Annotated in this window: 24 protein-coding genes; 9 read left to right on the top strand and 15 right to left on the bottom strand. The window is 72.5% G+C overall.

What is annotated here, in order from left to right:
- Positions 1–16: 16 nt before the first annotated feature.
- From ABGB01_RS10480 to ABGB01_RS10460, 5 genes are read left to right on the top strand one after another with little or no spacing between them, the layout of a single operon-like run.
- Entirely contained in the window at positions 17–1,879 is a 1,863-nt protein-coding gene (locus tag ABGB01_RS10480; protein ID WP_347772736.1) for an alpha/beta hydrolase, read from the top strand.
- Positions 1,876–2,793 carry a DUF418 domain-containing protein gene (locus ABGB01_RS10475; RefSeq protein WP_347772734.1) on the top strand — a complete coding sequence of 306 codons (918 nt, stop codon included), beginning with the start codon at positions 1,876–1,878 and terminating at the stop codon, positions 2,791–2,793. The genes ABGB01_RS10480 and ABGB01_RS10475 overlap by 4 nt, the downstream gene beginning before the upstream one ends.
- Entirely contained in the window at positions 2,753–3,550 is a 798-nt protein-coding gene (locus ABGB01_RS10470) for a carbon-nitrogen hydrolase family protein (protein WP_347772732.1), read from the top strand. The genes ABGB01_RS10475 and ABGB01_RS10470 overlap by 41 nt, the downstream gene beginning before the upstream one ends.
- Before the next feature lie 4 nt (positions 3,551–3,554).
- Positions 3,555–4,001: a hypothetical protein gene (locus ABGB01_RS10465; RefSeq protein WP_347644261.1), complete on the top strand. Its 447-nt coding sequence runs from the start codon at positions 3,555–3,557 to the stop codon at positions 3,999–4,001.
- Positions 3,998–4,393, top strand: coding sequence for a hypothetical protein (locus ABGB01_RS10460; RefSeq protein ID WP_347772730.1), 396 nt, complete (start codon positions 3,998–4,000; stop codon positions 4,391–4,393). The genes ABGB01_RS10465 and ABGB01_RS10460 overlap by 4 nt, the downstream gene beginning before the upstream one ends.
- 4 nt (positions 4,394–4,397) lie before the next feature.
- Here ABGB01_RS10460 and ABGB01_RS10455 read toward each other — a convergent pair whose 3' ends face one another.
- Together ABGB01_RS10455 and ABGB01_RS10450 are read right to left on the bottom strand one after the other, a co-directional pair.
- Positions 4,398–5,894: a carboxyl transferase domain-containing protein gene (locus tag ABGB01_RS10455; RefSeq protein WP_347772728.1), complete on the bottom strand. Its 1,497-nt coding sequence runs from the start codon at positions 5,892–5,894 to the stop codon at positions 4,398–4,400.
- A gap of 74 nt (positions 5,895–5,968) precedes the next feature.
- Complete coding sequence (locus ABGB01_RS10450; RefSeq protein WP_347772726.1) at positions 5,969–7,126, bottom strand: CoA transferase; 1,158 nt, start codon at positions 7,124–7,126, stop codon at positions 5,969–5,971.
- Between the two features lie 78 nt (positions 7,127–7,204).
- Here ABGB01_RS10450 and ABGB01_RS10445 point away from each other — a divergent pair, with 78 nt between their 5' ends.
- Positions 7,205–7,738 carry a hypothetical protein gene (locus tag ABGB01_RS10445; RefSeq protein WP_347772724.1) on the top strand — a complete coding sequence of 178 codons (534 nt, stop codon included), beginning with the start codon at positions 7,205–7,207 and terminating at the stop codon, positions 7,736–7,738.
- A gap of 90 nt (positions 7,739–7,828) precedes the next feature.
- Here ABGB01_RS10445 and ABGB01_RS10440 read toward each other — a convergent pair whose 3' ends face one another.
- The 5 genes from ABGB01_RS10440 to ABGB01_RS10420 form a co-directional block, all read right to left on the bottom strand.
- Positions 7,829–8,506, bottom strand: coding sequence for a histidine phosphatase family protein (locus ABGB01_RS10440; protein ID WP_347772722.1), 678 nt, complete (start codon positions 8,504–8,506; stop codon positions 7,829–7,831).
- Positions 8,507–8,581: 75 nt separating this feature from the next.
- Complete coding sequence (locus ABGB01_RS10435) at positions 8,582–10,582, bottom strand: PQQ-binding-like beta-propeller repeat protein (RefSeq protein ID WP_347772720.1); 2,001 nt, start codon at positions 10,580–10,582, stop codon at positions 8,582–8,584.
- Positions 10,583–10,657: 75 nt separating this feature from the next.
- Positions 10,658–11,839 carry a DegT/DnrJ/EryC1/StrS family aminotransferase gene (locus ABGB01_RS10430; protein ID WP_347772718.1) on the bottom strand — a complete coding sequence of 394 codons (1,182 nt, stop codon included), beginning with the start codon at positions 11,837–11,839 and terminating at the stop codon, positions 10,658–10,660.
- Positions 11,836–12,618 (bottom strand): amidohydrolase family protein, encoded by a 783-nt coding sequence (locus ABGB01_RS10425; RefSeq protein WP_347772716.1) that lies wholly within the window; start codon positions 12,616–12,618, stop codon positions 11,836–11,838. Before ABGB01_RS10425 ends, ABGB01_RS10430 begins: the two co-directional genes overlap by 4 nt.
- Positions 12,615–13,286, bottom strand: coding sequence for an amidohydrolase family protein (locus ABGB01_RS10420; protein ID WP_347772714.1), 672 nt, complete (start codon positions 13,284–13,286; stop codon positions 12,615–12,617). The genes ABGB01_RS10425 and ABGB01_RS10420 overlap by 4 nt, the downstream gene beginning before the upstream one ends.
- A 152-nt stretch (positions 13,287–13,438) precedes the next feature.
- Here ABGB01_RS10420 and ABGB01_RS10415 point away from each other — a divergent pair, with 152 nt between their 5' ends.
- Both ABGB01_RS10415 and ABGB01_RS10410 read left to right on the top strand, forming a co-directional pair.
- Positions 13,439–14,242 (top strand): hypothetical protein, encoded by an 804-nt coding sequence (locus ABGB01_RS10415; RefSeq protein WP_347772712.1) that lies wholly within the window; start codon positions 13,439–13,441, stop codon positions 14,240–14,242.
- Entirely contained in the window at positions 14,239–14,955 is a 717-nt protein-coding gene (locus tag ABGB01_RS10410; protein WP_347772710.1) for an amidohydrolase family protein, read from the top strand. Before ABGB01_RS10415 ends, ABGB01_RS10410 begins: the two co-directional genes overlap by 4 nt.
- A gap of 27 nt (positions 14,956–14,982) precedes the next feature.
- On the opposite strand, the gene ABGB01_RS10405 is transcribed toward ABGB01_RS10410, so the two are convergent.
- The 6 genes from ABGB01_RS10405 to ABGB01_RS10380 form a co-directional block, all read right to left on the bottom strand.
- On the bottom strand, positions 14,983–15,912 hold the full coding sequence (locus tag ABGB01_RS10405; RefSeq protein ID WP_347772708.1) for a dihydrodipicolinate synthase family protein: 930 nt from the start codon (positions 15,910–15,912) through the stop codon (positions 14,983–14,985).
- A 31-nt stretch (positions 15,913–15,943) separates the two neighbouring features.
- Positions 15,944–16,897, bottom strand: a complete 954-nt coding sequence (locus ABGB01_RS10400) for a hydroxyacid dehydrogenase (RefSeq protein WP_347772706.1) — start codon at positions 16,895–16,897, stop codon at positions 15,944–15,946.
- The gene (locus ABGB01_RS10395; RefSeq protein ID WP_347772704.1) at positions 16,894–17,763 is read right to left on the bottom strand and encodes a carbohydrate ABC transporter permease; all 870 of its coding nucleotides are present in this window, start codon (positions 17,761–17,763) and stop codon (positions 16,894–16,896) included. The genes ABGB01_RS10400 and ABGB01_RS10395 overlap by 4 nt, the downstream gene beginning before the upstream one ends.
- The gene (locus ABGB01_RS10390; RefSeq protein ID WP_347618203.1) at positions 17,760–18,626 is read right to left on the bottom strand and encodes a sugar ABC transporter permease; all 867 of its coding nucleotides are present in this window, start codon (positions 18,624–18,626) and stop codon (positions 17,760–17,762) included. Before ABGB01_RS10390 ends, ABGB01_RS10395 begins: the two co-directional genes overlap by 4 nt.
- An 18-nt stretch (positions 18,627–18,644) precedes the next feature.
- Positions 18,645–19,892: a sugar ABC transporter substrate-binding protein gene (locus ABGB01_RS10385; protein WP_347772702.1), complete on the bottom strand. Its 1,248-nt coding sequence runs from the start codon at positions 19,890–19,892 to the stop codon at positions 18,645–18,647.
- An 87-nt stretch (positions 19,893–19,979) separates the two neighbouring features.
- The gene (locus ABGB01_RS10380) at positions 19,980–21,116 is read right to left on the bottom strand and encodes a DegT/DnrJ/EryC1/StrS family aminotransferase (protein ID WP_347772701.1); all 1,137 of its coding nucleotides are present in this window, start codon (positions 21,114–21,116) and stop codon (positions 19,980–19,982) included.
- A gap of 74 nt (positions 21,117–21,190) precedes the next feature.
- Between ABGB01_RS10380 and ABGB01_RS10375 the strand changes: the two genes are divergently transcribed.
- On the top strand, positions 21,191–22,396 hold the full coding sequence (locus tag ABGB01_RS10375; RefSeq protein WP_347772700.1) for a hypothetical protein: 1,206 nt from the start codon (positions 21,191–21,193) through the stop codon (positions 22,394–22,396).
- Between the two features lie 87 nt (positions 22,397–22,483).
- Here the strand turns inward: ABGB01_RS10375 and ABGB01_RS10370 are convergent, their stop codons facing one another.
- A complete protein-coding gene (locus ABGB01_RS10370; protein ID WP_347772699.1) occupies positions 22,484–23,539 on the bottom strand; it encodes a dihydrodipicolinate synthase family protein in 1,056 nt (351 codons plus the stop codon).
- A gap of 43 nt (positions 23,540–23,582) precedes the next feature.
- The gene (locus ABGB01_RS10365) at positions 23,583–24,590 is read right to left on the bottom strand and encodes an NAD-dependent epimerase/dehydratase family protein (protein ID WP_347772698.1); all 1,008 of its coding nucleotides are present in this window, start codon (positions 24,588–24,590) and stop codon (positions 23,583–23,585) included.
- Between the last annotated feature and the right edge of the window lie 47 nt (positions 24,591–24,637).

Below are 24,637 nucleotides of genomic sequence, written 5' to 3'. Positions count from 1 at the left end.
CTATTAGTCTCGTGCCGTGATCTCTCGGGTCGTGCTCGCCCTCGCCCTCACGGCGCCCCCCGCCATGAACCCCGCCATGAACCCCGCCATGGACCCCACCGTGTCCCCCACCGTGTCCCCCACCGTGTCCCCCACCGTGTCCCCCGCCGTGTCCCCCACCCTCAGCTCGGGCACGGCCGCGCGGCATCCGTGCCCGGTCGCCATGCCACCGCGCACGACCTGCGGGTTCCTGGAGGTCCCCGAGCGGAGGGATGCCCCTGGGCGGACGGTCAAGGTGGCGTACGCCGTGCGCGTGGCGGGCGCCGGTGACCGCGAAACGGATCCGGTGGTCTTCATGGGCGGCGGGCCGGGGTCGGCGTCGATGGACGCGATGTCCGTGCTGAGCGCGATGTTCCCCGATCGCGACGTGGTGACGGTCGAACAGCGCGGCGGCCGGCACTCCGAGCCGTCGCTGGGCTGCCCGGAGACCGCGCAGGCGCTGCTCGGGCAGTTGCGCCGGCCGGCCGCCGACAGGACCGCCGACAGGACCGCCGACAGAGCCACCGACAGAGCCGCCGACATGGCCGCCGACATGGCCGCGGCGGCCGTACGATGCCGCGACCGGCTCCAGGAGGAGGGCGTCGACCTGCGGGGGTACCGCACGCGGGAGATCGCGGCCGACGTGGTCGCCCTGCGCGAGGAGCTGGGGTACGACGCGTGGCACCTGTTCGGGGTCGGCTCTTCGACCAGGGTCATGCTCGGCGTGGCCGCGGCCGACCCAGGGGGCGTGCGTTCGGCGGTGCTCGACTCGTTCCTTCATACCGGCGCCCGCCGCTACGACGGCGCCGATCGCGACCTCGGCGGCGCGCTCGCCGCGCTGGGGGTCGGGGAGCGGTTCGCGGCCGTGCGGGCCAGGCTGAACGCCTCGCCGGCCCGGGTGCCCACGACGGATCCGGTGCTCGGCGGGGCGTTCACGGCCCGGGTGACCGGTGACGACCTGGCCGCGATCATGGCCGGGGCGCTGCTCGATGCGGACGTGGCCGCGGTGGCGCCCGCGCTGGTCGGCGGGCTCGCCGAGGGGCGTGACGAGTTGCTGCGGCCGCTGGTGGACGCCGCGGGCGAGCGGCTGGCGGCGCGCGTGTGGGGGCTGTATCACGCGGTGCAGTGCCAGGACGAGGTCCCGTTCAACACCTTCACCCCAAAATCACGACTTTTCACCATAAATGCAGACAAAGCGGTATGCGATGCTTGGCAGGTGTCCAGGTCAGAGCCCGTGAACGCCTCCCCCTCAACCCCCGTGTACGTCCTGGGTGGCCGGTACGACACCGCCGCCCCCGCCGCGACCGCCAGGTCCGCCGCGCAGGCCCTGCCGGACGCCCGCTTCGAGGAGTTCGCCGGCGCCTCCCACGCCGTCTTCCTCACCAGCGCCTGCGCCCGCGGGAAGATCGCCGCGTTCGTCGCCGACCCGGCCACGGCGTCGACCGCCCCCTGCGCGTCCCCCACCACCGCCACCCGGCCGGGTGACCTGCACGTCACCGCGGCCCCCTACCTGATCTCCCGCTCCCCCTGGCTGGCCGCGCCCTTCGCGGCGTTCGCGCTCGCCTCGCTGGTCCAGCTCGTCTCCGGGGCGCTGCGAGGCCGGGCGCCCGCGGCCTTCGCCGGGCTGGCCGGCGTGGCCTTCACCGGGCTCATGGCCCAGTCCACGCACACCCTGGCCGGCACGAACGGCTCCGCCCTGGCCGTCGGCGTCCCCGGCACCACCGGCCCGTACACGTCGATCGCGGTGGCGTCGGCCGTGCTGACGGCCGGGGCGCTGCTCCACGACCGCAGGTGGCCCCAGATCGCCACGACCGTCATCGGCGCCGGATTCCTCATATGGTGGTTCACCTGGTTCCTGTGACGCGCATTCGTGAGCTCGACGCTCTCCGTGGCTTCGCGGTGGGCGGGATCATGCTGGTCAACACCTGGCAGCACACCACGAAGCAGCAGACCGGCGTCGACTGGACCATCGAGGCGCTGTTCCAGAGCCGGTTCTACCCCATCTTCTCGATGTTGTTCGGCATCAGCTTCCTGCTGTTCCTGCGCGGCAACAGCCGGTGGGCGCTGCTGAGCAGGCTGTTCTGGCTGTTCTGCTTCGGGCTCGTGCAGCACACCTTCTACGAGGGCGAGGTGCTGACCGACTACGCCTTCTACGGCGCGGTGGTGCTGTTGCCCGCCTCGTTCCTGGCGCCCGGCCTGCCGGTGCTGGTGCTCGGGCTGGCGGTCGCCGGGTGGGGGGTGATCGCCGGCGGCGGGCCGCTGCTGATCCCCGGCCTGTTCCTGGTCGGCATGGCGCTGTGGCAGTTGCGTCCGCCCAGGTGGCTGCTGCTGCCGTCGTTCGCGGTCGCCGTGCCGGCCACCGCGTTGCTGACGGCCGCTTGGTCGTCCACGCACGCCTGGAGCATCTACAGCGTGGCCGCGCTGGCGGGCGCGGCGGCGTACTCGCTGGGGCTGCTGCTCGCGCTGCGGCCGTGGTCGGCGGCGGTGCTGGAGCCGCTGGGCCGGATGGCGCTGACCAACTACGTCTCGGGCACCGCGATCGTCATGCTGGCGGGCCCGCTGGTCGACGCCGACAGGAGCCGCTGGTCGGTGGTGGCTCTGACGGTGGTGACCGTGGCCGCGCAAGTGCTGCTGAGCAGGTGGTGGCTGGCGAGGTTCAGGTACGGCCCGCTCGAATGGATCTGGCGGTGCCTCACGTGGTTTCGGCGGGTCCCCAACCGGCTAGAGTCTGGCCGTGACCAGAATCGCCCTCTGCCAGATCCCGGTCTCTCCTGACCCGCCGGCCAACCTCGAGAGAGTGCGGCAGGCGCTCGCCCGAGCCGAGGGCGCCGACCTCGCGATCTTCCCCGAGGCCACGCTCACCCGCTACGGCAGGCGCATCACGAGCCTGGCCGAGCCCCTCGACGGGCCGTTCGTGTCCGGCCTGGCCGAGGCCGCCAAGGAGCACGGTCTCGCGGTGATCGCCGGCGTGTTCGAGCCGGGCGACCAGCGCGTGCACAACACGGCCGTGGCCATCGACGCCCAGGGCACGGTGCGGGCGGCGTACCGGAAGATCCATCTGTTCGACTCGTTCGGGGCGAAGGAGTCCGACCTGGTCCAACCGGGCGCCGAGCCGGTGGTCGTCGAGCTGGCCGGGGTGCGGGTCGGGCTGATCACCTGCTACGACGTCCGTTTCCCCGAGCTGGCCAGGGCGCTGGTCGACCAGGGCGCCGAGCTGTTCGCGGTGATCGCGGCCTGGGGCTCGGGTCCGCTCAAGGAGGACCACTGGGTGACCCTGGTGAGAGCGCGGGCGCTGGAGAACACCATGTGGACGGCGGCCATCGGCCAGGCGCCCAACCCGGCCGAGGCGTCCGACGGCTACGGTGTGGGCCGCAGCATGCTGGTCGACCCGCTGGGCGTGGTGCGCGCCGACCTCGGCACCGCGCCGGGTGTGCAGGTCGTGGAGATCGACCACGAGCAGACCGCGGCCGCCCGCGCCACCTTGCCGTGCCTTGAACATCGGGTGCTCCGGTTTCAAGAGCTCGTAAAATAGAAGCGTGAGCGGAACGCAGATGCAGAAGGTTGTCCCGCCGCGTCTGCTCGTGCCATATCTGTCGGGCAAGCGCACGGTCATCTCCGGCTATGTCTACCGGGTGCAGGATTGCGTCAGGTTGGCCACGCCGGAGGCGCTCTACCACGGGCTCGACCTGTCGTTCGATGGATCGGAGCTGTTCGCCGAGGTGCCCGAGATCTACGTCATGCGCTGGTTCGCCCGCGACATCGACACCTACGCGGTGCCGTACGGACCGCACATGGGCGGCGACTGGAGCGACGCCCCGCCGTTCGCCGGCAACGGGTTCACGACCTCGTCGGAGCACGTGGTGCCGCAGTTCCACACCGTTCCGATGCCGATCCCGGCCGGGGCGGAGATCATCCGCGTCACCGCTGAGGGCGAGCGGACCTTCGCCCACTACGACGGGCTGACCTGGCGGCCCTCCGCATGAGCGACGAGATCGTGCCGATCGCCGCCGGGTTCGTGGCCCGTTTCGGTGAGCGCACCCTGCCCGCCGCCCTCGGCCCCGACAGCGACCAGGTGGTGTTGTTCAGCGAGAAGGAGCTGGAGGGGTTCGAGCCGTCCTCCGGCTACTGGCGGCGGGTCGTGCCCAGGGCGCAGCTGGAGTGGCTGGTGCTGATCCGCACGGTGGGAGCATTCGGCGGCGAGCCGTGCATCGTGCTCGATGAGGACGATGACGGCCTGCACATCGCCTACACCGGGCACAGCGGGATGAAGGCGGAGGCACTGGGCTACTGGATGGTCGACCACGGCGCCTACGAGGTCGTGGTGCCCCGCGAGGAGGTCTTCTCGATCCGCGTCGAGCGTGTCCCGGTGCCGTAGGGAACTAACCGGCGGAGATGCCGAGGCCGCGGTAGCGGGCCTGGCGGGCGGCGAGCCGGTCGGCGGGGGCCGCCCGCAGCAGCAGCGCGATCTCGTGCTCCAGCGCCCGCCCCACCCGTTCGCAGAAGTTGCGCGGCTCGTACGCGGCGTCGGGCACCTCGGGGATGACCCGGTCGACGATGCCGTCGCGCCGCAGGTCGGTGGCGCGGATGTGCTGCGCCTGGGCGATCTCGGGGGCGAAGTCGACCGAGCGGTAGAGGATGGCGGAGGCCCCCTCGGGCGGCAGCGGCGACAGCCAGGCGTGCTGCGCGCAGAGCACCCGGTCGGCGGGCAGCAGCGCCAGCGCCGCCCCGCCCGCGCCCTCGCCGAGCAGCAGGCACACGGTGGGCGCGTCGAGCATGACCAGTTCGGCCAGGCAGCGGGCGATCTCGGCGGCCAGGCCGCCCTCCTCGGCCGACTTCGACAGGTCGGCGCCCGCCGTGTCGACGACGGTCACCAGGGGCAGGTCCAGCTCTGCCGCCAGCCGCATGCCGCGCCTGGCCGCGCGGAGCCCGGCCGGGCCCAGCGGCGAGTTGGCCCGCTGGAAGCGCCGGTCCTGGCCGAGCACCACCGCCGGCGCGGTGCCGAACTTGGCCAGCGCCAGCAGCAGCCCCGGTTCGTTCTCGCCCTCGCCGGTGCCGCTGAGCGGGGTCACGTCGGTGGCGGCCAGTTTGAGCAGCGTGCGCACGCCGGGCCGGTCGTCGCGGCGCGAGCGGGTGATCGCCTCCCACGCTTCCACGGGCCGTAGATCCTCCTCGGGGGGAGCGCCGGCCACGACGGCGGACCTGTCGGCGGCGAGCACGGCGAGCGCCTTGATCGCGACGTCGCGCGCTTCCCCGGCCGACACCACCGCGTCGAGCAGCCCCTTGCGGTGCAGGTTCTCCGACACCTGAACGCCCTCGGGAAAGGGGTAGCCGTGCAGCGACTCGAACACCCTCGGCCCCATGAATCCGATCAGCGCCTCCGGCTCGGCCGCCGCGACGTGCCCCAGCGACGCCCACGACGCGAAGACCCCGCCGGTCGTCGGATGCCGCAGGTAGACCAGGTAGGGCAGGCCGGCGGCGCGGTGTGCCTGGATCGCGGCGGTGATCTTCACCATCTGCACGAACGCGAGCGCGCCCTCCTGCATCCGCGTGCCGCCCGAGGCCGGCGCGGACAGCAGCGGCAACCCCTCGCGCGTGGCCCGCTCGACCGCGCTGACGAAGCGCTCGGCCGCCGCCACCCCGATCGAGCCCGCCATGAACGAGAACTCGCAGGCCGCCACGGCGACCCTGCGCCCGTCGAGCCGCCCTTCGCCGGTGATCACCGCCTCGTCGTAGCCGGACTTGGCGCGGGCCGCGGCCAGCTCGTCGGCGTAGGAGGAGCCGGGCGGCGCCGGGTCGGCTGGCGGCGCGTCCCACGATGTCCACGAGTCCTTGTCGAGGACCGTGTCGATCAGTGTGCGCGCGTCCGGACGGCTCACTATCACTCCCTAGAAGTCGGGCATCCTTGCAATGGTGACGCATGAGAGCGCCGTCCGGTGCCGCGGGTGGCGGATCATTGTTCGCGCGCCTCCAGCCAGGTGAGCACGGCGTCGTTGTCCTGGCCGAGCGCGGGCGGCGCGCTGTGCTCGGCCCCGGTGAGGCCGTCGAACCGCAGCGGCGGCCCCGGCAGCTCGATCTTCCCGAGCACCGGATGCTCCACCTCGACGACCAGGCCCTGCGAGCGGGTCTGCTCCCAGGCGTAGACCTCGTCGATCGATCTGATCGCGCCCGCGGGCACACCGGCCTCGGCCAGCCTGGCCAGCCAGTGGGCGCGGTCATGGGCTGCCAGGGCCCGCTCCATGTCGGCGATCAGCTCGTCGCGGTGGGCGAACCGCTCCCTGTTGGTGGCGTATCGCGGATCGGCGGGGTCGATGCCGAGCAGGGCGGCGACCTTCTTCCACTGGCCGTCGTTGGCCGCGGCGATCTGCAACATGCCGTCGGCGCAGCGGAAGGCGCCGTAGGGGGCGATGGAGGCGTGGTGGTTGCCGCCGGGGCCGGGCACCTTGCCGCCGACCGTCCAGGCGGTGCCGTGGTAGGCGTGCACGCCGGTGACGGCGGCCAGCAGCGACGTGCGCACGACCCGGCCCTTGCCGGTGCGCTCGCGCTCGTAGAGTGCGCCGGCCACGCCGTAGGCGCCGTGGATGCCGGCCAGCAGGTCGGCGATCGACGCGCCGACGCGGTAGGGCTCGTCGGGTGAGGGGCCGGTCAGCGACATCAGGCCGGCCTCGCCCTGGGCGATCTGGTCGTAGCCGGGGCGGCCGCCTTCCGGGCCGTCGTGGCCGAACCCGGTGATGGACAGGATGACGAGGCGGGGGTTGAGCTCGTGGAGGCGCTCGACGGAGAAGCCGAGACGGTCGAGCACGCCGGTGCGGAAGTTCTCCACGAGGACGTCGCTCTGGCGGACGAGGCGCTCGATGAGCTCCTTGCCCTCCACGGACTTCATGTCGACGGTGATGGACTGCTTGTTGCGGTTGGCCGCCAGGAAATAGGTCGAAACGTCGTGATCCGGCCCAGCGAACGGCGGTCCCCAGCCCCGGGACTCGTCACCGCCGTCCGGATGCTCGACCTTGATCACCCTGGCGCCCAGGTCACCCAGCATCTGCGCGGCGTGCGGCCCGGCCAGGGCCCTGGAAAGATCGAGTACGACGATGCCGCCGAGGGGTCCGAGCAAGATCAACCTCCTACATGCGATCCAAGGGCGAAAGAACATTCTCTCAGGCGCGGGGCCTGCCTCCTCTACCCTGGTCCGATGAATCCGCCGGCCGCGGTCATCGGGAAACTGCCCCCGTCATGCGGCCCTGTCCGCCTGGTGGCCGTGGACGGGCCCGCTGGGGCGGGCAAGACGACGTTCGCGCGGCGGCTCTCCGCAGACCTGGGGTCCCAGGTGATCCACAGCGACGACTTCCCCGTGCCGTGGGACGACGGGCCCGGCGGCTGGTTCCACGCGCTGGAGTCGCAGGTGATCGATCCGTTGCGCCACGGCCGTCCGGGGTGTTTTCGCAGGTACGACTGGGTGCGGGGCGAATACGCCGAACAGGTGACCGTGCCGGTCGCGCCGGCGCTCGTCATCGAGGGGGTCGGCACGGCCAGGGCCTCGGTGGCGGAGCTGCTGGCGTACACCGTCTGGGTGGAGGCGTCCGAGGCGGTGCGCCTGGCGCGCGTCCTGGAGCGGGACGGACCCGAGCTGGAGCCGCGGTGGCGGAGGTGGTTCGCGGCCGAGCGCGCGTGGTTCGCCGAGGACCGGACGCGGCAACGCGCCGACCTGATCATCCGGACGGGGTGACGTCAGGGCCCGTAACAGGCGAGCTCGTCGCGGCGGACGAGCCCCGGGTCGAGGTGGCCGACGTCGTCGCGGCGGACGAGCCCCGGAACGTCAGGGGCCGAGGTGGCCGACGTCGTTGAAGCGGACGAGCTCGAAGCGGCCGCCGCCGGTACGCCAGACCGACACGGAGGCGTTGAGCACCGGCGCGAACTCCAGCACGGCCGCGAGCTCCGCGTCGGGGCCGCCGGCGACGACGTGGCGCAGCCCCAGCACCACGGAGTCGTGGGCGACGATCAGCACCCGCCGGCCGTCGGCCCGCCGCGGCAGGCCGGCGAGGAGGTCACGCAACCGGGCCACCACGTCGGCCAGCGACTCGCCCCCGGGCGGGCGGTAGGCCCAGGCCCCTTCCGCCTCCCGCCGCTCCTGCTCGCCGGGGAACCGCTGCCTGACCGCGGCGGGGTTGTAGCGGGCGAACTCGCCCGCCTCCTGGTCTTTGAGCCGTTCGTCCACGGTGACGGGGAGCGGGTGGATCCCCCAGGTCGCCTGGGCGATCCGCCACGTGTCGAGGGCGCGCAGATAGGGCGAGCACCACACCAGCTCGGGCGCCTCGCCCGCGGGCAGTGCGGCCAGCAGCCGCCCGAGGGCCGCGGCCTGCGCCCTGCCCTGCTCCGTCAGCGTCACCTCGTCGTCGCCCCGCTCGTAGACCAGCGGCGTGTCACCGGCCCGCCGGTAGGCGAGGTTGGCCTCGCTCTCTCCGTGCCGGACGGCGATGATCACTGAAGGGCCCACGCCCGCCATCTTGCCACGGAGCCACCGGCCAAATTACGGTCGAGACCGTTATTGGCGCTTCGAGAACTTCTCCACCTACCGCGTCTGCTGACCCGTGAGCCGGAACAGACGCGGGCCCTCGGCGAAGTAGACGTCTCCCGACCCGTGCACCGCGAGCTGGTGCACGGGTCCCTGCTTCAGCTGGGTGTGCCGGCCGGTGCGCGGGTCGAGCGAGAAGACGTACTGGCCGGCGTGGGCGCCGTACAGCGTGCGGTCACGCCGGTTAAAGGAGAGCTGCCCGCTCGCGCTCTCGCTGTCCGACAGCGTGACCCGCTTGACCACCTTGCGGGCGGCCGTGTTGACGGCGAAGACCTCGCCGCCGGCGATCCCCCACAGCGTGCCCCGATCGTCGAACGTCAGCGCGGGGACGGCCGGCTTGCCCGGCGCGGGGACGATCTCCCACAGCAACCGGTCGTCCTTCACCGACCAGGCGAAGAGCTTGGCCTCCGGCTGGGTCGGCGGCGTGGCCGACTGGCCGCTGTAGATGGAGGTGCCGCCGTAGAGCACGCCGTCGCGGTAGGCGAGCGAGACGATGCTCTGGTCCTTGATCACGTTGCGCTGGGAGTGCTTGAGCTTGCCGGTCTCCGGGTCCCAGACCGCCAGCACGCCGCCCAGGTGGCCGAGGTCCGGCATGGTGCCCGCGGCGAGGTAGCGGCCCGCCGACGCCAGCGCCCGCGGCCTGATCTGCTTGTCGGCGTACAGGTCGAACAGGCGCGCCGGGTTGTCCGCCGGGCCCGGCTCGGGGCTCGGCGAGTACTCGGGGCTGTTCCACGGCAGCTTCGGATCGTAGGCGTAGACCCTGGCGTCGGGATAGGCGCCGACGTAGAGCTTTCCGTCGTGCGTGGCCATGTCCTCGCTCTGCGAGAACGTGTGGAACTCGGCGCGCTCGCCCGTGTCCGGGTCCAGGGCGGCGAAACCGCCGTTGAGGAAGCCGCCGGCGTACATGCGGCCGTCGGGGCCTTCCGAGAGCGCGGTCACGTCGATGGGCTCGCCCTTGACCTGTGTCTGCACGAACGACGTCGCGCCGGTCTGCGGGTTGTAGCGGAACATCAGCCCGCGCCAGAGCAGGCCCACGACGCTCTTGCCCGGGTAGTCCGGCAGGCCCAGCTCGGCCCAGCCGATGCCGCGGGTGTTGGCGACGCGGCCCGTGAACGGCATGCCCGTGCCCGTCGTCTCCTTCGTCTTCGGGTCGTAGCGGACGAGTTCGGCGTCCTTGATGAGGTAGACCGCGCCGTCGGCGTCGGGCGGCGAGACGTCCAGGCCGTGGGCGGGATCGAGGGTGTCGCTCCAGCGGCCGGCGGCGATGTCCCACACGTGCAGCGGGCCGGGGAAGGCGCTGCCGAAGCGGACGTAGAGGTGGCCGGCGGCGACGTCCACGTCGTAGGCCCACTTGCCCGCCGGGTCGAGGCCGTCGGGAAGGGGGAGCTGCCTGACGGCGCCGGAGGCGGCGTCGATCTCGAAGACCGCGGCGGGTGCTTCGGTGCCGGCGTAGATCTTCCCGTCGGCGTAGGAGACGCTGCGGACGTAGCTGTGGGCAGGCGAGAGCCTGCCGTAGTCGCGTACGCCGGTCCCGGGGTCGTAGGCGAACAGGCGGCCGCCCGGGTAGGTGCCGCCGTAGACGGTGGCGCCCGCACCTGCCGTCACGGACCAGATGAAGTTCTCCGAGGGCAAGGGCCGGCCGAGGTCCTGCACACCGCCCTGATCCGTCCAGCGGTAGAGCCGCCCGTCACCGTACGTGCCGACGTAGACGCTGCCGTCGCCGGCGGCTTCCACGGCCCATGAGCCTTCGCCGCCCGGCAGGTCGTACCTGGCCACCTCGGCTCCGGTGACCGGATCGACGGCGTTGAGATGGGCGGGGCTGCCGGAGGACGCGCTCCAGAGCACGGTCTTTCCACCGGGGCCCGGCGCCACGACGCCGCCGATCAGCAGCACGTCCTCCAGGGGCACGCCCAAGTCCTCCACCCGGCGCTCCGCGGCGCCCGCGGGGGCGGCCGCTGCCAGTGCCACGAGGACGGCCGCCATCGCGGCAGTCAGCATTCGTCTAATTAAGGTCATGACCGAAATCTAGAGAGGCGCTGTTATGTCGTCAATACCTGGATTACGGTGAAGGAACTAATTCGCGATCCCGGCGTCGCCCTCATGACTCAGCACCTTCGCGAGGGCCTCGGCGATGTCGGCCGCGGCGGCCGGCGCCTCCATGAGCATCGACTGGCGCACCCACACCACGGTGTTCGACGCCTCGGTGGCGGCGGGGCACGGCTCGGCGCGGGCGCCCTCGCCGGTCAGCGCGGACATGGTGCCGAGCGGCGGGTAGCCGGCGTCCAGCGGCACGCCTTCGGCGGCCACGGCCCTCAGCAGGAACGCGCGGTCCACGCCGGAATCGAGGCGCAACATGAGGAGGTGGCGCGAGTCGCGGGTGGTGCCCTCCGTCGCGGGCACCACGTCGGCCCCGGGGACGGCGGCCAGCTCGCGCTCGAGAGCGGCGCAGAAGGTGTTCCTGCGGTCGATCTCCTCGTCGAGCCGGTCCAGCCACGGCAGCAGCAGCGCCGCCTGGAGTTCGGTCAGGCGCAGGTTCCAGCCGACGGACGGGTGACCGTACCACTGCCCGCCCAGCGCGCGCCCGAGATTGCAGACCGACCAGACGCGCTCGTGCACGGCCTCGTCACGGCAGACGATCAGGCCGCCCTCCCCCGCGGTCATCGCCTTGCTCGCCTGGAAGCTGTAGACGCCGGCGTCACCCAGGCCACCGACCGGACGGTCCTTGTACGTGGCGCCGTGCGCCTGGGCGGCGTCCTCGACGACCGCGAGGCTATGGCGGGCGGCCAGGTCGTTCAGCGCGTCCATGTCGGCGGGGCTGCCCGCCAGGTGGACGGGCATGATCGCGGCCGTCCTGCCGGTCAGCGCATCGCGCACCGCGCCCGGGGACAGGTGCAGGTCCACGGGGTCGACGTCGGCGATCACGGGGGTGGCTCCGGCCAGCAGCACCGCGGTGGCCGAGGCCACGAACGTGTACGCCGGCACGATCACCTCGTCCCCCCTGCCGACGCCCAGGCCGCGCAGCGCCGCGAACAGGCCCAGCGTGGCGTTGGCCACGGCGACGCCGTGCCGGACGCCGGAGCGGCGGGCGAACGCGGCGGTCAGGTCCGCGACGACGGAGCCGCCCTGTGTGGCGCCCCAGAGGCCGCTCTCCAGCACCTTCGTGACCAGCTCGCGCTGGGCGGGGTCGACGGGCGGCGGCCAGGCCGGCCAGGGGGCCGTCCGGACGGGGGCGCCTCCGTGGATGGCGAGCGTCACGCTGGATGTCCCTTCTCCGGCGAACCAGGCGACTCGGGCGAGCCGGGCAGATCAGGCAGGGGAAGACCGAGGAGGCGGGCCAGATTGCCGCCCTGGATGAGAGCGCGGTCGGCGTCGGCGAGCGGGGCCAGCGCGACACGGCCGTAGCCCGTACGCACGTCGAGGAAGCACGCGTCCGAGCCGAACAGCACCCGCTCCGCCCCCGCGAGAGCGGCCAGCCGGGCGATCCAGCGACCGGTCATCTTCGAGCCGCACGTCTCCAGGAACACGTTGGGATGATCGGCCACGAGCCGGGCCGCGCGGCCGAACCCGTACGGCCAGAGCCCCGTGTGCCCCATGAGCAGCGGCACGTGCGGATGGCGTGCGGCGACGGCGGCGAACTGGGCCGGGTCGCTCCATGGCGAGTCGGTCTGGCCGTGCGCGAGAACCGGCAGGCCGCAGCGCCAGACCGGCTCGTACAAGGGGTCGTCGAGGCGGCACTGGTGCACGTCGGGGTGGAGTTTGACCCCCCACACGCCCCGCGCGCCCTCGGCGGGGAGCGGCGTGCGGTGGTGCGGGTTGTAGACCTGCCAGACCCCGAACCTGCCGGGGAAGCGCTCGGCGATCTGCAAGGCCGTCGCGTTGCCGCGCACCGCGTCGGGACCGACGGCGAGCAGGTGGCTGATGCCCATCGCGGTCACGCCGATCCGGTCCATCGCGGCCACGAGGTGCTCGGCGGCGGAGTGCGGGATGAGGAAGTCCGGCCAGGTCCCCACGTGGCCGTGGGCGTCGAGGATCACAGCAGCGCCTCCAGCGACCCCGAGGCGATCCGTTCGACGTCCTCGGCGGGCAGGTCGAGGTGGTCGAGCAGGAAGCGCGGCCCGCAGTCGTCGGCGACGGGCGCTCCGGTGCCGAACACCAGCCGCCCCGCGCCGAACCGCGCGGCCAGCCATTCGACGCCGCCCTGGGTGTTGACGGTGCCGATCTCGGCCCACACGTTCGGCGCCTCGTCCATCAGCTCGCCCAGCCCGCGCAGCCTGCGGTAGCCGGGGTTGAGCACGAGGAGGCGCTGGCGGGGCAGGCGCTCGGCGAGGTGGCGGAGCTGGGCGGGCGAGGTCTCGTCGAGGTCGATCGCGGCGGGCAGCCCGAGGGCGGGCAGGCAGCGCAGCGTAGCCGGGCCCGTGAGATCGAACCGGTGACGTTCCGGGCAGAGCCTGACCATCCGTACGCCGGGCGGCGGCTCGTCCGTCTCCCCTGGCACCACCACGGGCACGGGGACGAGCCGGGGATCGTCGAGCGCGAGCAGGGCCTCGTTGCCCGCTCCCGGGTCGGAGTAGAGGCTGAGCGTGTGGGTGACGAGGGCCCGGTCGATGCCCAGCCGGTCCATCTCGCCCCGGGGATCCGCCGGCAGGTCGTCGAACGGCACGGGACCGACGAGCCGGTGCGCATCGATCACATATTTCGGCACAGACCGAAACTATCCGGGCGATGGAGCGGCGGTCAAGGGCGGGCGGTGCGCGCCCGGCGCGATCGACGACGACCGCGGAGGCGGAGCGAACCCCGATTAAGGTCTTGACCGTATCTTCAGCAATGCACGTCGTCAATGACATAATAACCGGCATGTCGATTGAGGACGGGCCCGAAAATGCTGGGTCCGCCACGCCCTTCGACGCGTGGCGGCTGGTGGGCGAGCTTGAGGTGACGCTCGACGTGGACGTGCTGTTCGGGGCGTACCCGGACCGCGACGGGCCGCCCGGCACGCCCGGCGCCGTGCTGGAGACGCTGGCCGCGCACCACGTCCGGGCGGCGGCCGTGGCCAACCTGCGGGCGGCGCTGTTCGACGTGCGCACGGGCAACGACGAACTGCTGGCCATGGCCGCGCGCCCGGAAATCGTTCCCGTCGGGGCCGTGGACCTGCGCGACCCGATCGGCGCGGCCCGCGAGCTGGAGCGGCTGGCGTCGGCGGGGGCCAGGGCCGTCCGCTTGTTCCCCGACGAGCAGGGGGTCGAAGCGGGCTTCCCGTCCGTCCGGCACGTCGCCCGCGGGGCGGCGCGACTCGGCCTGGTGGTGCTCACCGGCGGCGACGTACGCAGGTTCTGGCAGCCCTTCGCCGGCCTCGGGGCCGACGTGGTCTTCCTCGACACGCACTTCTACCACCTGGGCGACTTCCTGGTGGCCGCCGCGGACGAGCCCGGCTTCCACACCTCCACCCGCCTGCTCAACTCCCCCGACGCGCTGGAGACGGTCGCCGCGGAGATCGGGGCCGGCCGCCTGCTGTACGGCTCGCGCACCCCCCACTACGAACCCCTCGTCCCCCTCCTCCGCCTGGCCACCAGCGGCCTGGGGCCGGCGGAGATCGCCGCGGTGGCGGGCGGCAACGCGACGAGGCTGCTCGCCGGGACGCCGAGGAGGCCCGCGCTGTGATCATCGACGTGCACGCCCACTGGGGCCCGTGGTTCTTCACCATGGACGTGGCCGGCTCCACCCTGGCCACCATGGACCGCTACGGCATCGACCGGGCGATCGTCTCCGCCACCGAGGCCGTGATCTACGACGCCCCGGCGGGCAACCGCGCCCTGGCCGCGTACCTGGAGACCCAGGACCGCCTGCTCGGCTACGTCACGGTCAACCCGCGCCGGCTGCGCGAGGCGGAGGCGGATCTGGGCGCGTACCTGCCGGGCGGCAGGTTCGTCGGCGTCAAGATCCACACCGACTACACGGGCTCGCCGGTCGGCTCGGCGCGGCTGCGCGAGGCGCTGACGCTGGTCGCCGGGACGGGCCGCCCGGCGCTCGTGCACACGTGGGGCACCTCGGTGCTCGACCTGGCCGAGGTCTGCCTGGACATCCCCGGCCTGCGGGTGATCGCCGGGCACATGGGAGCGGACGGGTTCCGGCACGCCATCGAGGCGGCGGGCGCCTGCGACCGCCTCTATCTGGAGCCCTGCTGGTCGCACGCCCCGGCAGGCCGCATCGCGGAGGTGGTGGCGGGTGTGGACCCGGCCCAGCTCCTGTTCGGCACGGACGCGACCCTGATCGACCCGTCGTCGGCCTTCGGGGCGGTCGCCGCGGCCGGCCTGTCCGGGCAGACGGCCGAGCGGATCGCCTGGCGCAACGCCGCCGCCCTCTTCCGGCTCTGACACCGTACGGGCCGGCGGCGCCCTCGCTCAGGCGATCGCCTCGGCCCGTTCCTGCGCCGGGGGCGGACCGAAGTCCCGGGCCTGCAGTTCCAGGCGTTCCCGCTCCGTCAGGCCGGGGCCGTGAGGGTCGTGGGCGTGGGTGCCGGGGATGCGGCCCTCGGCGGCGGCCAGCCAGAGCATGCGCTGGACGTACCCCTCCATGGGGTCGGTGAAGGTGACGGCCGCCAGCCGGTCGAGGCGTCCCGATGCCTGCTCGAACGCGCGCAGGCCGGGTTCGCGGAAGGCGCGCATCACCTCGGCCGTCACCTCGACGGCGGCGGCCGCGATGCCCACCAGCGCCGCCTCGGCCCCCCACAGCAGCGAGGGCCCGAACATGCGGTCCTCCCCGGTGATCGCCAGCCGGCCGGACTCGCGGGCGAGCACGATCGCCCGCTGGCAGCCGATGGCGTCGGACAGCAGCGCGGTCTTGAGCCCGGCCACGCCGGGGTGCCGCAGGATCTCCCGCAGGACGCCCGGCGGGCACGGTCGCGTGTAGAGGTCGAAGGCGACCATCGGCAGGCGGGCGGCCTGCCACACCTCCTCGTGCAGCGCGGCCCTGTCGCCCTCCGACGGGAACACGAGCACGCCGTCCGCGCCCAGGCCGGCGGCCACCCGCGCCTGCTCGGCCGGGTCGCAGGTCTCGGGACCGCCGCCCACGCCGACCAGCACCGGGACGTCCAGAGCGGCGGCGCGCTCGATGACGGCGGCGCGGACGCCGGGTGCGAGGAAGGGCCCGCGGCCGGTGTGGGCGAGCACGGCCAGGCCGGTGGCGCCGTCGGCCACCAGACCGGCGAAATAGCGCGAGACCACGTCGAGGTCGACCTCGCCCGACCCGGTCATGGGCGTCGCGGCGGCGGCGATCAGGGTGCCGCGCAGCCGGTCGCGCAGCGCGGCCGCACGGGGGTCGATAGGGGCCATTCGCACAGCTTAGACCCTCTCTTCTGGAGCACTAGGCGGTCCATCGCAGCTGTTCGCGGGTGATCTCGTGCTGGAGCGGCTCACCGGCCAGGAACCTGGCGATCTCGCTGACCGTCAGCGTTCCCTGCCGGTGCCTGGCCTCCTCGGTGCCCGCCGCCTGGTGGGGCGTGAGCAGCACGTTCGGCAGGCCGCGCAGCGGGCTGTCCGCCGGGAGGGGCTCCTCGTCGAAGACGTCGAGTGCCGCGTCGATCCTGCCGCAGCGCAGTTCGTCGAGGAGCGCGGCGGAGTCGACCAGCCACGATCGGGCGGTGTTCACCAGCGCCGCGCCGTCGGGCATGAGCGCCAGCTCCCTGCGGCCGATCAGGCGCCGGGTCGCCGGGATGGCGGGGGCGTGCAGGGCCACGACGTCACTGCGCGTCAGCAGGTCGTCGAGCTCCACCAGCGTGGCGCCCAGCCCGGCCGCCTCGCCGGCGGAGACGGTCGGGTCGGCGAGCAGCAGCTCCGCGCCCAGCGCCCGGACCAGGCCCGCGTACGCCCTGCCGGTGCGGGAGGCGCCCACGACGCCGACCACGCTGCCGCGCAGCTCGCGCCGTGGCCGGGCGGCCTGCCTGGTCTCCGCCCAGCCCGAACCGGACCGCAGGCCGTGGTCGAAGCGGTGCACCTGGTGCAGCAGGCACAACGTGAACGTGAGCGCCACCTCGCCCACCGCGGGCGCCATCGCCGCTCCGGTCTGGGTCACCCGGATGCCGCGTCCCCAGAGCGCGTCGGAGACCAGGAACCCCACCGCCGCGCCGGTGTGCGCCACGAGCCGCAGCTCCGGCGCGCGGGCCAGCGTCTGCGCGTCCACGCGCGGAGTGTCCCACCCGGTGACCAGCACCCGCGCCCGCTCCAGCGGGCCGATCGGGGCCAGCCGCTCGAGCTGCGTGAAGATGGGCGGCGGGAGGAACATCTCGCGGAGCTCGGGAGCCAGGCTGAGGGCGATCATTTCAGTCCCGTCATCGCGATGCTGTTGACCAGGTAGCGCTGCAGCAGGAAGAACACCAGCAGGCACGGCACCACGGACACCGCCGCCGAGGCCATGAGCAGCGACAGCTGCATCTCCTCGGTCCGCAGCGTGGTCAGGCCCACCGTGAGCGTGCGGGTGGCGTCGCTCTGCCCGACGACCAGGGGCCACAGGAAGTCGTTCCAGTGCCACAGGAACACGAACACGCCCAGCGTGGCGAGGATCGGCTTGGTCAGCGGGAGCACGATCGTCCAGTACACCCGCCACTCGGAGGCGCCGTCCACCTTCGCGGCGTCGAACAGCTCGTCCGGCAGGCCCAGGATGAACTGCCGCATCAGGAAGACGGCCTGCGAGTTGGCCAGCGTCGGCACGATCAGCCCCCAGAACGTGTCCACCCCTTCCAAGCTGTTGACCAGCACGAACGTCGGGATGAGCGTGGCCTGGAACGGCACCATCATGGTCGCGAGGAACGTCCAGAACATGGCCTCGCGGCCGGGGAAGCGCTTCTTGGCGAAGGCGTAGCCCGCCATCGACGAGGTGAGCAGGATGATCACCACGGAGACCAGGGCGTAGATCAGCGAGTTGATCGTCCAGGTGACGAAGCCGGACGACGACAGCACCATCGTGATGTTGTCGAGCGTGAGCGAATCCGGCCACCCCGCGGGCACGGTCGGCCGGCCCGCCGGCGACAGGGCCACGATGAACATCGCCACGAACGGGCTGACGGTCAGCACCGACAGCAGCGCGAGCAGGACGGCCAGCGGCCACCTGCCCCGCCACCACCGCCTGCGCGCCGCGCTTGGGGCCTCGGCCCGTACGGAGGGACGGGAGGTCGTGGTGATCGTCATGTGTTCCCCCGGTCCAGGAAGCGGCGCTGGACCAGCGACACGACCAGCACGATCGCGAACAGCACCATGCCCCAGGTGGCGGCGTAGCCGAAGTCGAACGACCGGAAACCGTGGTCGTAGATGCCGTAGATGAGGGTGTACGTCGCCCTGGCCGGGCCGCCGCCGGTCATCACGTACACCGTGTCGAACGTCTGGAACGCGCTGATCGTCTCGATCACCATGACGAAGAAGATCGCCGGCTTGAGCAGCGGCAGCGTGATCCTGCGGAAGCGCTGCCACGCGCTCGCCCCGTCGATGCTGGCCGCCTCCAGGTAGGAGGACGGGATCGCCTTGAGGCCCGCCAGCAGGATCAGCATCGAGTAGCCGAAGCCCTTCCACACCGCCACGACCGCCAGGGCGGGCAGGACCACCCCCGACTCCTCCAGGAAGGCGACGGGGCCGAGGTCGGCCTTGGCGAGCAGGCCGTTGATCAGGCCGTTGAACTCGTAGATCCAGCGCCAGATGATGCCCGCGAGCACGAAGCTGGTCACGTACGGCAGGAAGAGCATGCCGCGGAACAGCCCGCGCATGAAGACCACCTGGTTGAGCAGCAACGCCGTGCCGAGCGCCACGATCATGGTGAGCGGCACGTAGACGGCGGAGTACACGAGGGTGACCCGCAGGCTCAGCCAGAAGTTCACGTCGTCGAGCAGCCGGACGTAGTTGTCCGCGCCGATGATGTCCCACTCGCCGCCGATATTCCAGTTCGTCAGGCTCATGCCCGCCGCGCCCAGCGACGGGAAGATCCGGAAGATCAGGAAAAGCACGAGCACGGGCAGCACGAACAGCAGGCCCGTGACCGGGTCACGCAAGCGTTGACGCACCAGGTGGTTCCTTCCCTCTCAGCCGCCGCTGCCGAGCAGCTGGTTCGCCTCTTCGGCGGCCGCGTCGAGCGCGGTCTTCGCGTCCTCCTCCTTGCCGAGCAGCGCCGCCTGGATGTGCGGGGCGAGCACGCCCATCACCTGCCGGGCCTTCGGGTGGGTGTCACCGGGGAAGGCGTACTGCAGGGACTTGGCGAACTCCTTGGACGCCTCCGACTGGCCGGGCACGGTCACGTCCGTGCGCGCGGGGAAGAATCCCGACTCCTTGGCCAGCGCGGCGGAGACCTCCGGCGAGGCCAGGTAGGAGGCGAACTTCTTGGCCGCCTCCTTGTTCTCGGAGTGCTTGGCCACCATCAGGCCTCCGGGGATGCCGAACGCGACCCGCTTCGTGCCTTCGAGCGGCAGGCCGATGCCGACGTTCTCCTCGCCGATGGCGGCGCCGAGCTGGTCGACCTGGCCCGCGGTGGCCGCATGGTACATGGCGGTCTTGCCTGCGGCCAGCAGGCCGCCCTCGATGTCGTTGCCCTTGCTGGCGGTGTTCGGCGGCAGGCCGCCGGCGGCCTTCAGGTCGAGCAGGAGCTGCAGGCTCGCCACGCCCTCAGGGCCGTTGAAGACGACGCTCTTGCCGTCGGCGGCGAAGACGGTGCCGCCGTTGGCCCACAGGATCGGGTAGAAGCTCTGGTTGAGCGTCACCTCGGGCTTGCCCGGGTAGTCGAGGATGGCGACCTTCTTGGCGGCCAGCTTGGGCGCGGCCTCCTTCAGCTCGTCGAGCGTCTCCGGCACCTTGTCCACGCCCGCCTCGGAGAACAGCTTCTTGTTGTAGATGGGCGCGGTGATCGTCTGGTAGATGGGGACGCCGTAGAGCTTCCCGTCGACGGTGAGGGCGGTCAGCGAGTTGGGCAGGTAGGAGGCCTTGGCCGGGGCGACGATGTCGTCGACCGGCTCGATCGTGCCCTGCTGGGCGTACTGCGGGATCTGGTCGGGGCCGAGCACGACCAGGTCGAAGCCCTTCTTCGAGACGAGCGCCGTGGTGACCTTCTCCTGACGGCCCTCCCAGGGCTGCAGATCGATCTTGATGTCGGTCGTGGGGTTGGCGGCCTCGAAGTCCTTCTCGACCTTGCCCCAGAACGCCTGGCTCTTCGCCTGGTCCCCGATGACGGGGTACATCCACAGGGTCACGACGCTCTTGTCCGAGCCGCCGCTGGATCCGCACCCGGCGGCCGCCAGGCTCAGGGCGGCCGCGAGGCCGACTGCCGCTGCCTTCTTCATCGGCGGCTTCCTTTCGCTTAATACCGGTCCTGACCGAAACCTAGTGAGCGGGACTTGGCCTGGTCAATGCCTGAGATATGAACGTGACTACCCCCGAGCCCGAAATTTCGTGATCTCCTCGGCGATCAGCTCGACGTGCTCAGGCGTGTAGTTCTCGTTCCAGTCGATGACGAGCAGCGTACGGTCCACCATGCGCTCGGCCTGCGGGCAGGGGTTCGGGGTGTAGCCGTCGAGCGGGAAGCGGGCGGTCCCGTAGATGGCCGCCTGCCACACCGGCGCCCTGTTCAGCGGCTCCGCGAGGTATCCGGCGCGCGCGGGGATCCCGGACGCCGCCAGGTGCGCCGCCAGCTCGGGCGCGTCGCCGTCCGGGCACACGACCGGGAAGAGCCACCACACGTGACCCTGCGGGCGCGGCAGCCGTACCCCTGGCAGGTCCTTGAGGGCCTCGATCAGCCGCAGGGCCGTACGGCGGCGCGCGGCGACCACGCCGGGAAGCTTGGCGAGCTGGGCGCGCGCCACCGCGGCCTGGAGCTCGGTCATGCGGTAGTTGAGCCCGAAGGCGGCGTGCGAGCGCCCGGCCGCGCGGTCCCAGCCCTTGTCGGAGAAGAGCCGCATCCGCCTGGCCAGCCCGTCGTCGCCGGTGATCGCCACCCCGCCGTCGCCGCAGGTGATGTGCTTCCACTGCTGCAGGCTGAGGCACCCCACGTGACCCGTCGTCCCCGCGAGCCCGCCGCCGGGCAGCCCGGCCAGCCAGGCCTGCGCGCAGTCCTCGATCAGCATCAGGCCGTGCTCGTCGGCGAGGGCGCGCAACTCGTGGATCCTGGCCGGCGCCCCGAACAGGTGCACCGCCATGATCGCCCTCGTCCGCGGGCCGATGAGCCGGGCCACGGCGCCGGGATCGAGATTTCCGTCGGACGGATCCACGTCCGCGAAGACAGGAACGGCGTTCTGCGCCAGGATGGGGGCCACGGTCCCGAAGTCCGTGATCGGTGTCGTGATGATCTCGTCCCCTGGGTCCGGCGCGGCCGCCACGACCGACAGATGGAGGGCCGCGGTGCCGGAACTGCACGCGATCGCATGGCGGGAGCCGTACGCCTGCGCGATCTCGCGTTCCAGCGCCCGCGCCTCGGTCCCCCAGACGGAGCTGAGCATGCCCGAGCGGATCACCCGCTCGACGGCGGCCACCTCCTCGTCGCCGAGGGTACGGCCGTCTGCCTCTGCCATGGACGGGAACTTCACCTGGCACCTCACCAGTTATGATTGCGGTCTTGACCGAAATGAGCGAGAGGGAGGCGTGCGTGGGAATCGTCATCGGAGTCGTCGGCCCGCACGATCTGGTCGACGACGTCGCGGCCGTCTGCGAGGAGCAGCCGGGCGTGAGCACCCTGCGCCTCGACTACGACCATGAGTCGCAGGCCCCCGCGATCGTCGAGGCCCACGCCACCTCCGTCGAGGGCTGGCTGTTCACCGGCATCGTCCCCTACATGCTCTCCCGCGACGCCGAGGCCCTCACCCGTCCCGCCGCGTTCGTCGACTACTCCGGCGCGACGCTGCTCAACGCCCTCGTACGCCTCCAGCACCAGGGCGAGGACGTCACCATGTTGTCGATCGACACGTTGTCGGCCGCCGACGTCGACGCCACGTTCACCGAGGCCGGGCTGCCGACCGGCGAGCTGCGCACGCACCCGTACCGGCCGGGGATGACCTCCCACAAGGCGATCGCCTTCCACCGCAGGAGTCCCGCGCACACGGTGATCACCTGCCTGAGCTCCGTGTACGAAGCGCTGCGCGACGAGCGGCACGTGCTGCGCCTGGTGCCGTCCGTGCACTCCGTACGCGTGGCGCTGCGCCAGCTCGTGCTGACCGCCGAGGGGCAGGTGCAGGAGGACGCCCAGATCGCGCTCGGGCTCATCGAGGTGGCCAACGAGGAGGGGCTGCTGCGCGAGGCCACGGCCCTGGGCGGCACGCTGGCGGCCTTCCGCGGCGGCACGCACCTGCTGGTCACCACCCGTGGCCCCCTGCACGACGCCACGGGCGGCTTCACCGGGCTGCCCATGCTGGCCCGGCTGGCCGGCCAGAACGACGCGGTCCGCGTCGGCTTCGGCCTGGGACGCAGCGCCGCGGAGGCGGAGAGCCTGGCGCGGCGCGCGCTGGCCAAGGCCCGCAGGATAGGCCCGGTCGCCGCGGTGTTGTCGTTGCGGGCGGATGCCGACGTCGTCCTGGAGTCGGTGACCACCACGCCCGCGGGCCGGCAGAGCCTGTCGGTCATCGCCCGCCGGGTCGGGCTGTCGGTGCCCACGCTGGAGAAGCTCCTGGAGGCGCGGGCCGCCGCGGGCGACGAACCCCTGACGACACGCGAGATCGCCGACCGGCTGGCCGTCCAGCAGCGTACGGCGCGGCGCATGCTGCACCGCCTGGAGCTGGCCGGGCTCGCCGAGCGCACCGGCAATCTCACCAGCGGATCCAGCGGCCGCCCGCTGACCCTCTACCGCCTGACGCTCTAGCGCCCCGCGCCCACCTGCCGTCCGACGCTCCAGCGCTCCGCCCTCGCTCGCCGCCGGACGCACCGGCACCCCGCCCCCGCGCATCGGTCAGGCGAGCCAGCGTGAGAGGTTCTCCGCGACGAAGTCGTCGTCGCGCAGCTCCGGATAGGCGGCCAGCACCCGGTCGATCTCGGCGAGCTGGCCGGGCGACAGGTCCTCCGCCGGGTCCAGGCACCAGCGACCCTCCAGCAGCCCCTGCCGGCGCAGCACCTCGTGGATGCCGGGGATGCAGCCGTGGAAGGCGTTCGCGGAGTCGAAGATGGCGGCGTTCGCGTCGGTCAGGTGCCCGTCGAGGGTGAGCAGCCGGCGCACGGCCGCGTCGTCGCCGGACCGCGCGGCCCTGGCCTGCTCCAGCAGCTCCACGGCCCGCCGTACCCACACCGCCCACTGGCCGAGCAGCCCGCCGACGAACTCGACGTCCACCTCGCGCCCGTCCACGACCACGCGGTGCGGGGTGATCAGGTCGGTCAGGATGTGGTCGTCGTTGCCGGTGTAGAGGGCGACCTCGCCGGCCCGGCCCGCGCGCACCACGCCGTGCAGCACGTCGAGGGTCCGGTAGCGGTCGAACGGCGCCGCCTTGATGCCGGCCACGGCCTCGATCTGCGCCAGCCTCGTCCAGAACTCCCTGGACAGGTGGCGGCCGCCGACCGCGGGCTGCAGGTAGAAGCCGATCACCGGCAGCACCTCGCCCACCGCCCGCGCCCGCTCGATCAGGCCGTCCTCGTCCAGCTCCCGGTACGGGCTGAGCAGCACCATGTGGTAGCCGAGCGACCTGGCCAGCTCGGCCTCCGCCACCGCCTGCGCGGTCGGCCCGGTGGCGCCGGCCACGAGCACCACCTCGTGCGCGTACTCGCCCGCCACCGTGGCGGCCAGTTCGAGCACCGGAGCCAGCAGCCCGGTGCCGTGGATGGCGAACTGCGTGGTGTGCACGCCCACCGCCAGCCCGCCCGCGCCCGCCTCGACGTAGTAGCGGGTGAGCGCCCGCTGGCGGCGCTCGTCCAGCTTCCTGTCCGAGGTCAGCGCGAGCGGGTGCGCCGGGATCACCAGGCCGCGCCTGAACAGGTCGCGCACGGACGCGTGCGCCTCTGGAGCCGTGCCGAGCACGTGAGTCCCCCCAAGTGATAGGTGCGGTGAGGTGAGCTGTGAATCAGAAACGCCCGTCACGGCGCTCGAACTTGGTGGGCTTGCCGAGCAGCGGCCCGCCGCCCGTGACCCAGCGCGCCGTGTGCTCGATGAGCTCGGCGGGGGTCAGCTCCGGGTAGCCGAACAGCCGGTGGCAGCGGCCCGCGTTCGACAGCAGCGCCGTGGGGGCTTCCTCGCCGGTGAAGACGGGTTCCTTGCCGAGCGCCTCGCCGAGCGCCAGCGCGGCCTGCCGTACCGAGATCAGCTCGGGCCCGGTCACGTTGAGCACGTACGGCGGCGCGCCGGCCAGCAGCAGCGACCGCAGCGTCACCTCGTTGGCGTAGCCCTGCCAGACCACGTTCACCTGGCCGGTCGTGAGGTCGACGGGCTCGCCCGCCAGGACCTTCTGCGCCAGGTCGACCAGGACGCCGTAGCGCAGCTCAACGGCGTAGTTGAGCCGGAGCAGCGCCACGCGGGTGCCGTACGTCTCGGAGAAGTGCGTCAGCACCCGCTCCCTGCCCAGGCAGCTCATCGCGTAGTCGCCGACGGGCCCGGCCGGCGAGTCCTCGGTGCTGCCGCCGCCGGCCACGGGGACGAGCGGGTAGACGTTGCCGGTGGACAGGGCGGCGATCCTGCTCTCCCTGAACCGGTCGGCGACCCTGCCGGGCAGGTAGGTGTTGGTGAACCAGGCGGCGTGGGCGCGCCCCTGCGTGCCGAACTTGGCGCCGACCAGGAAGACCACGTTGGGCGCTTCCGGCAGGTCGCGCAGCGCCCGCTCGTCGGACACGTCGGCGCTCACCACCGTCGCGCCGTCCGCCCTGAGGGCGTCCGCCAGGCCCGGCTCGCCGAACCGGGACACCGCGATGATCCGCCGGTCGCCGCGGGTGGCGTTGAGGGCCAGCCGCACCAGGCTCGGGCCCAGCTTGCCGCCCGCGCCCAGGATCATGATGTCGCCGGGCAGCCTGCCCAGATCGTCGACGAGCCCGGCGCCGGGCCGCGCCAGCCGCTCCTCGAGTTCCGCCGTCGTCCGCACGAACGTCCTCCATCCGCTATTTACGGTCCAGACCGTAACTGCGCGAG

Origin of the sequence: Nonomuraea sp. B5E05 (genome assembly GCF_039880665.1) — a bacterium.
GTDB lineage: Bacteria > Actinomycetota > Actinomycetes > Streptosporangiales > Streptosporangiaceae > Nonomuraea.
This window is presented reverse-complemented; position numbering and strand designations above follow the sequence as displayed.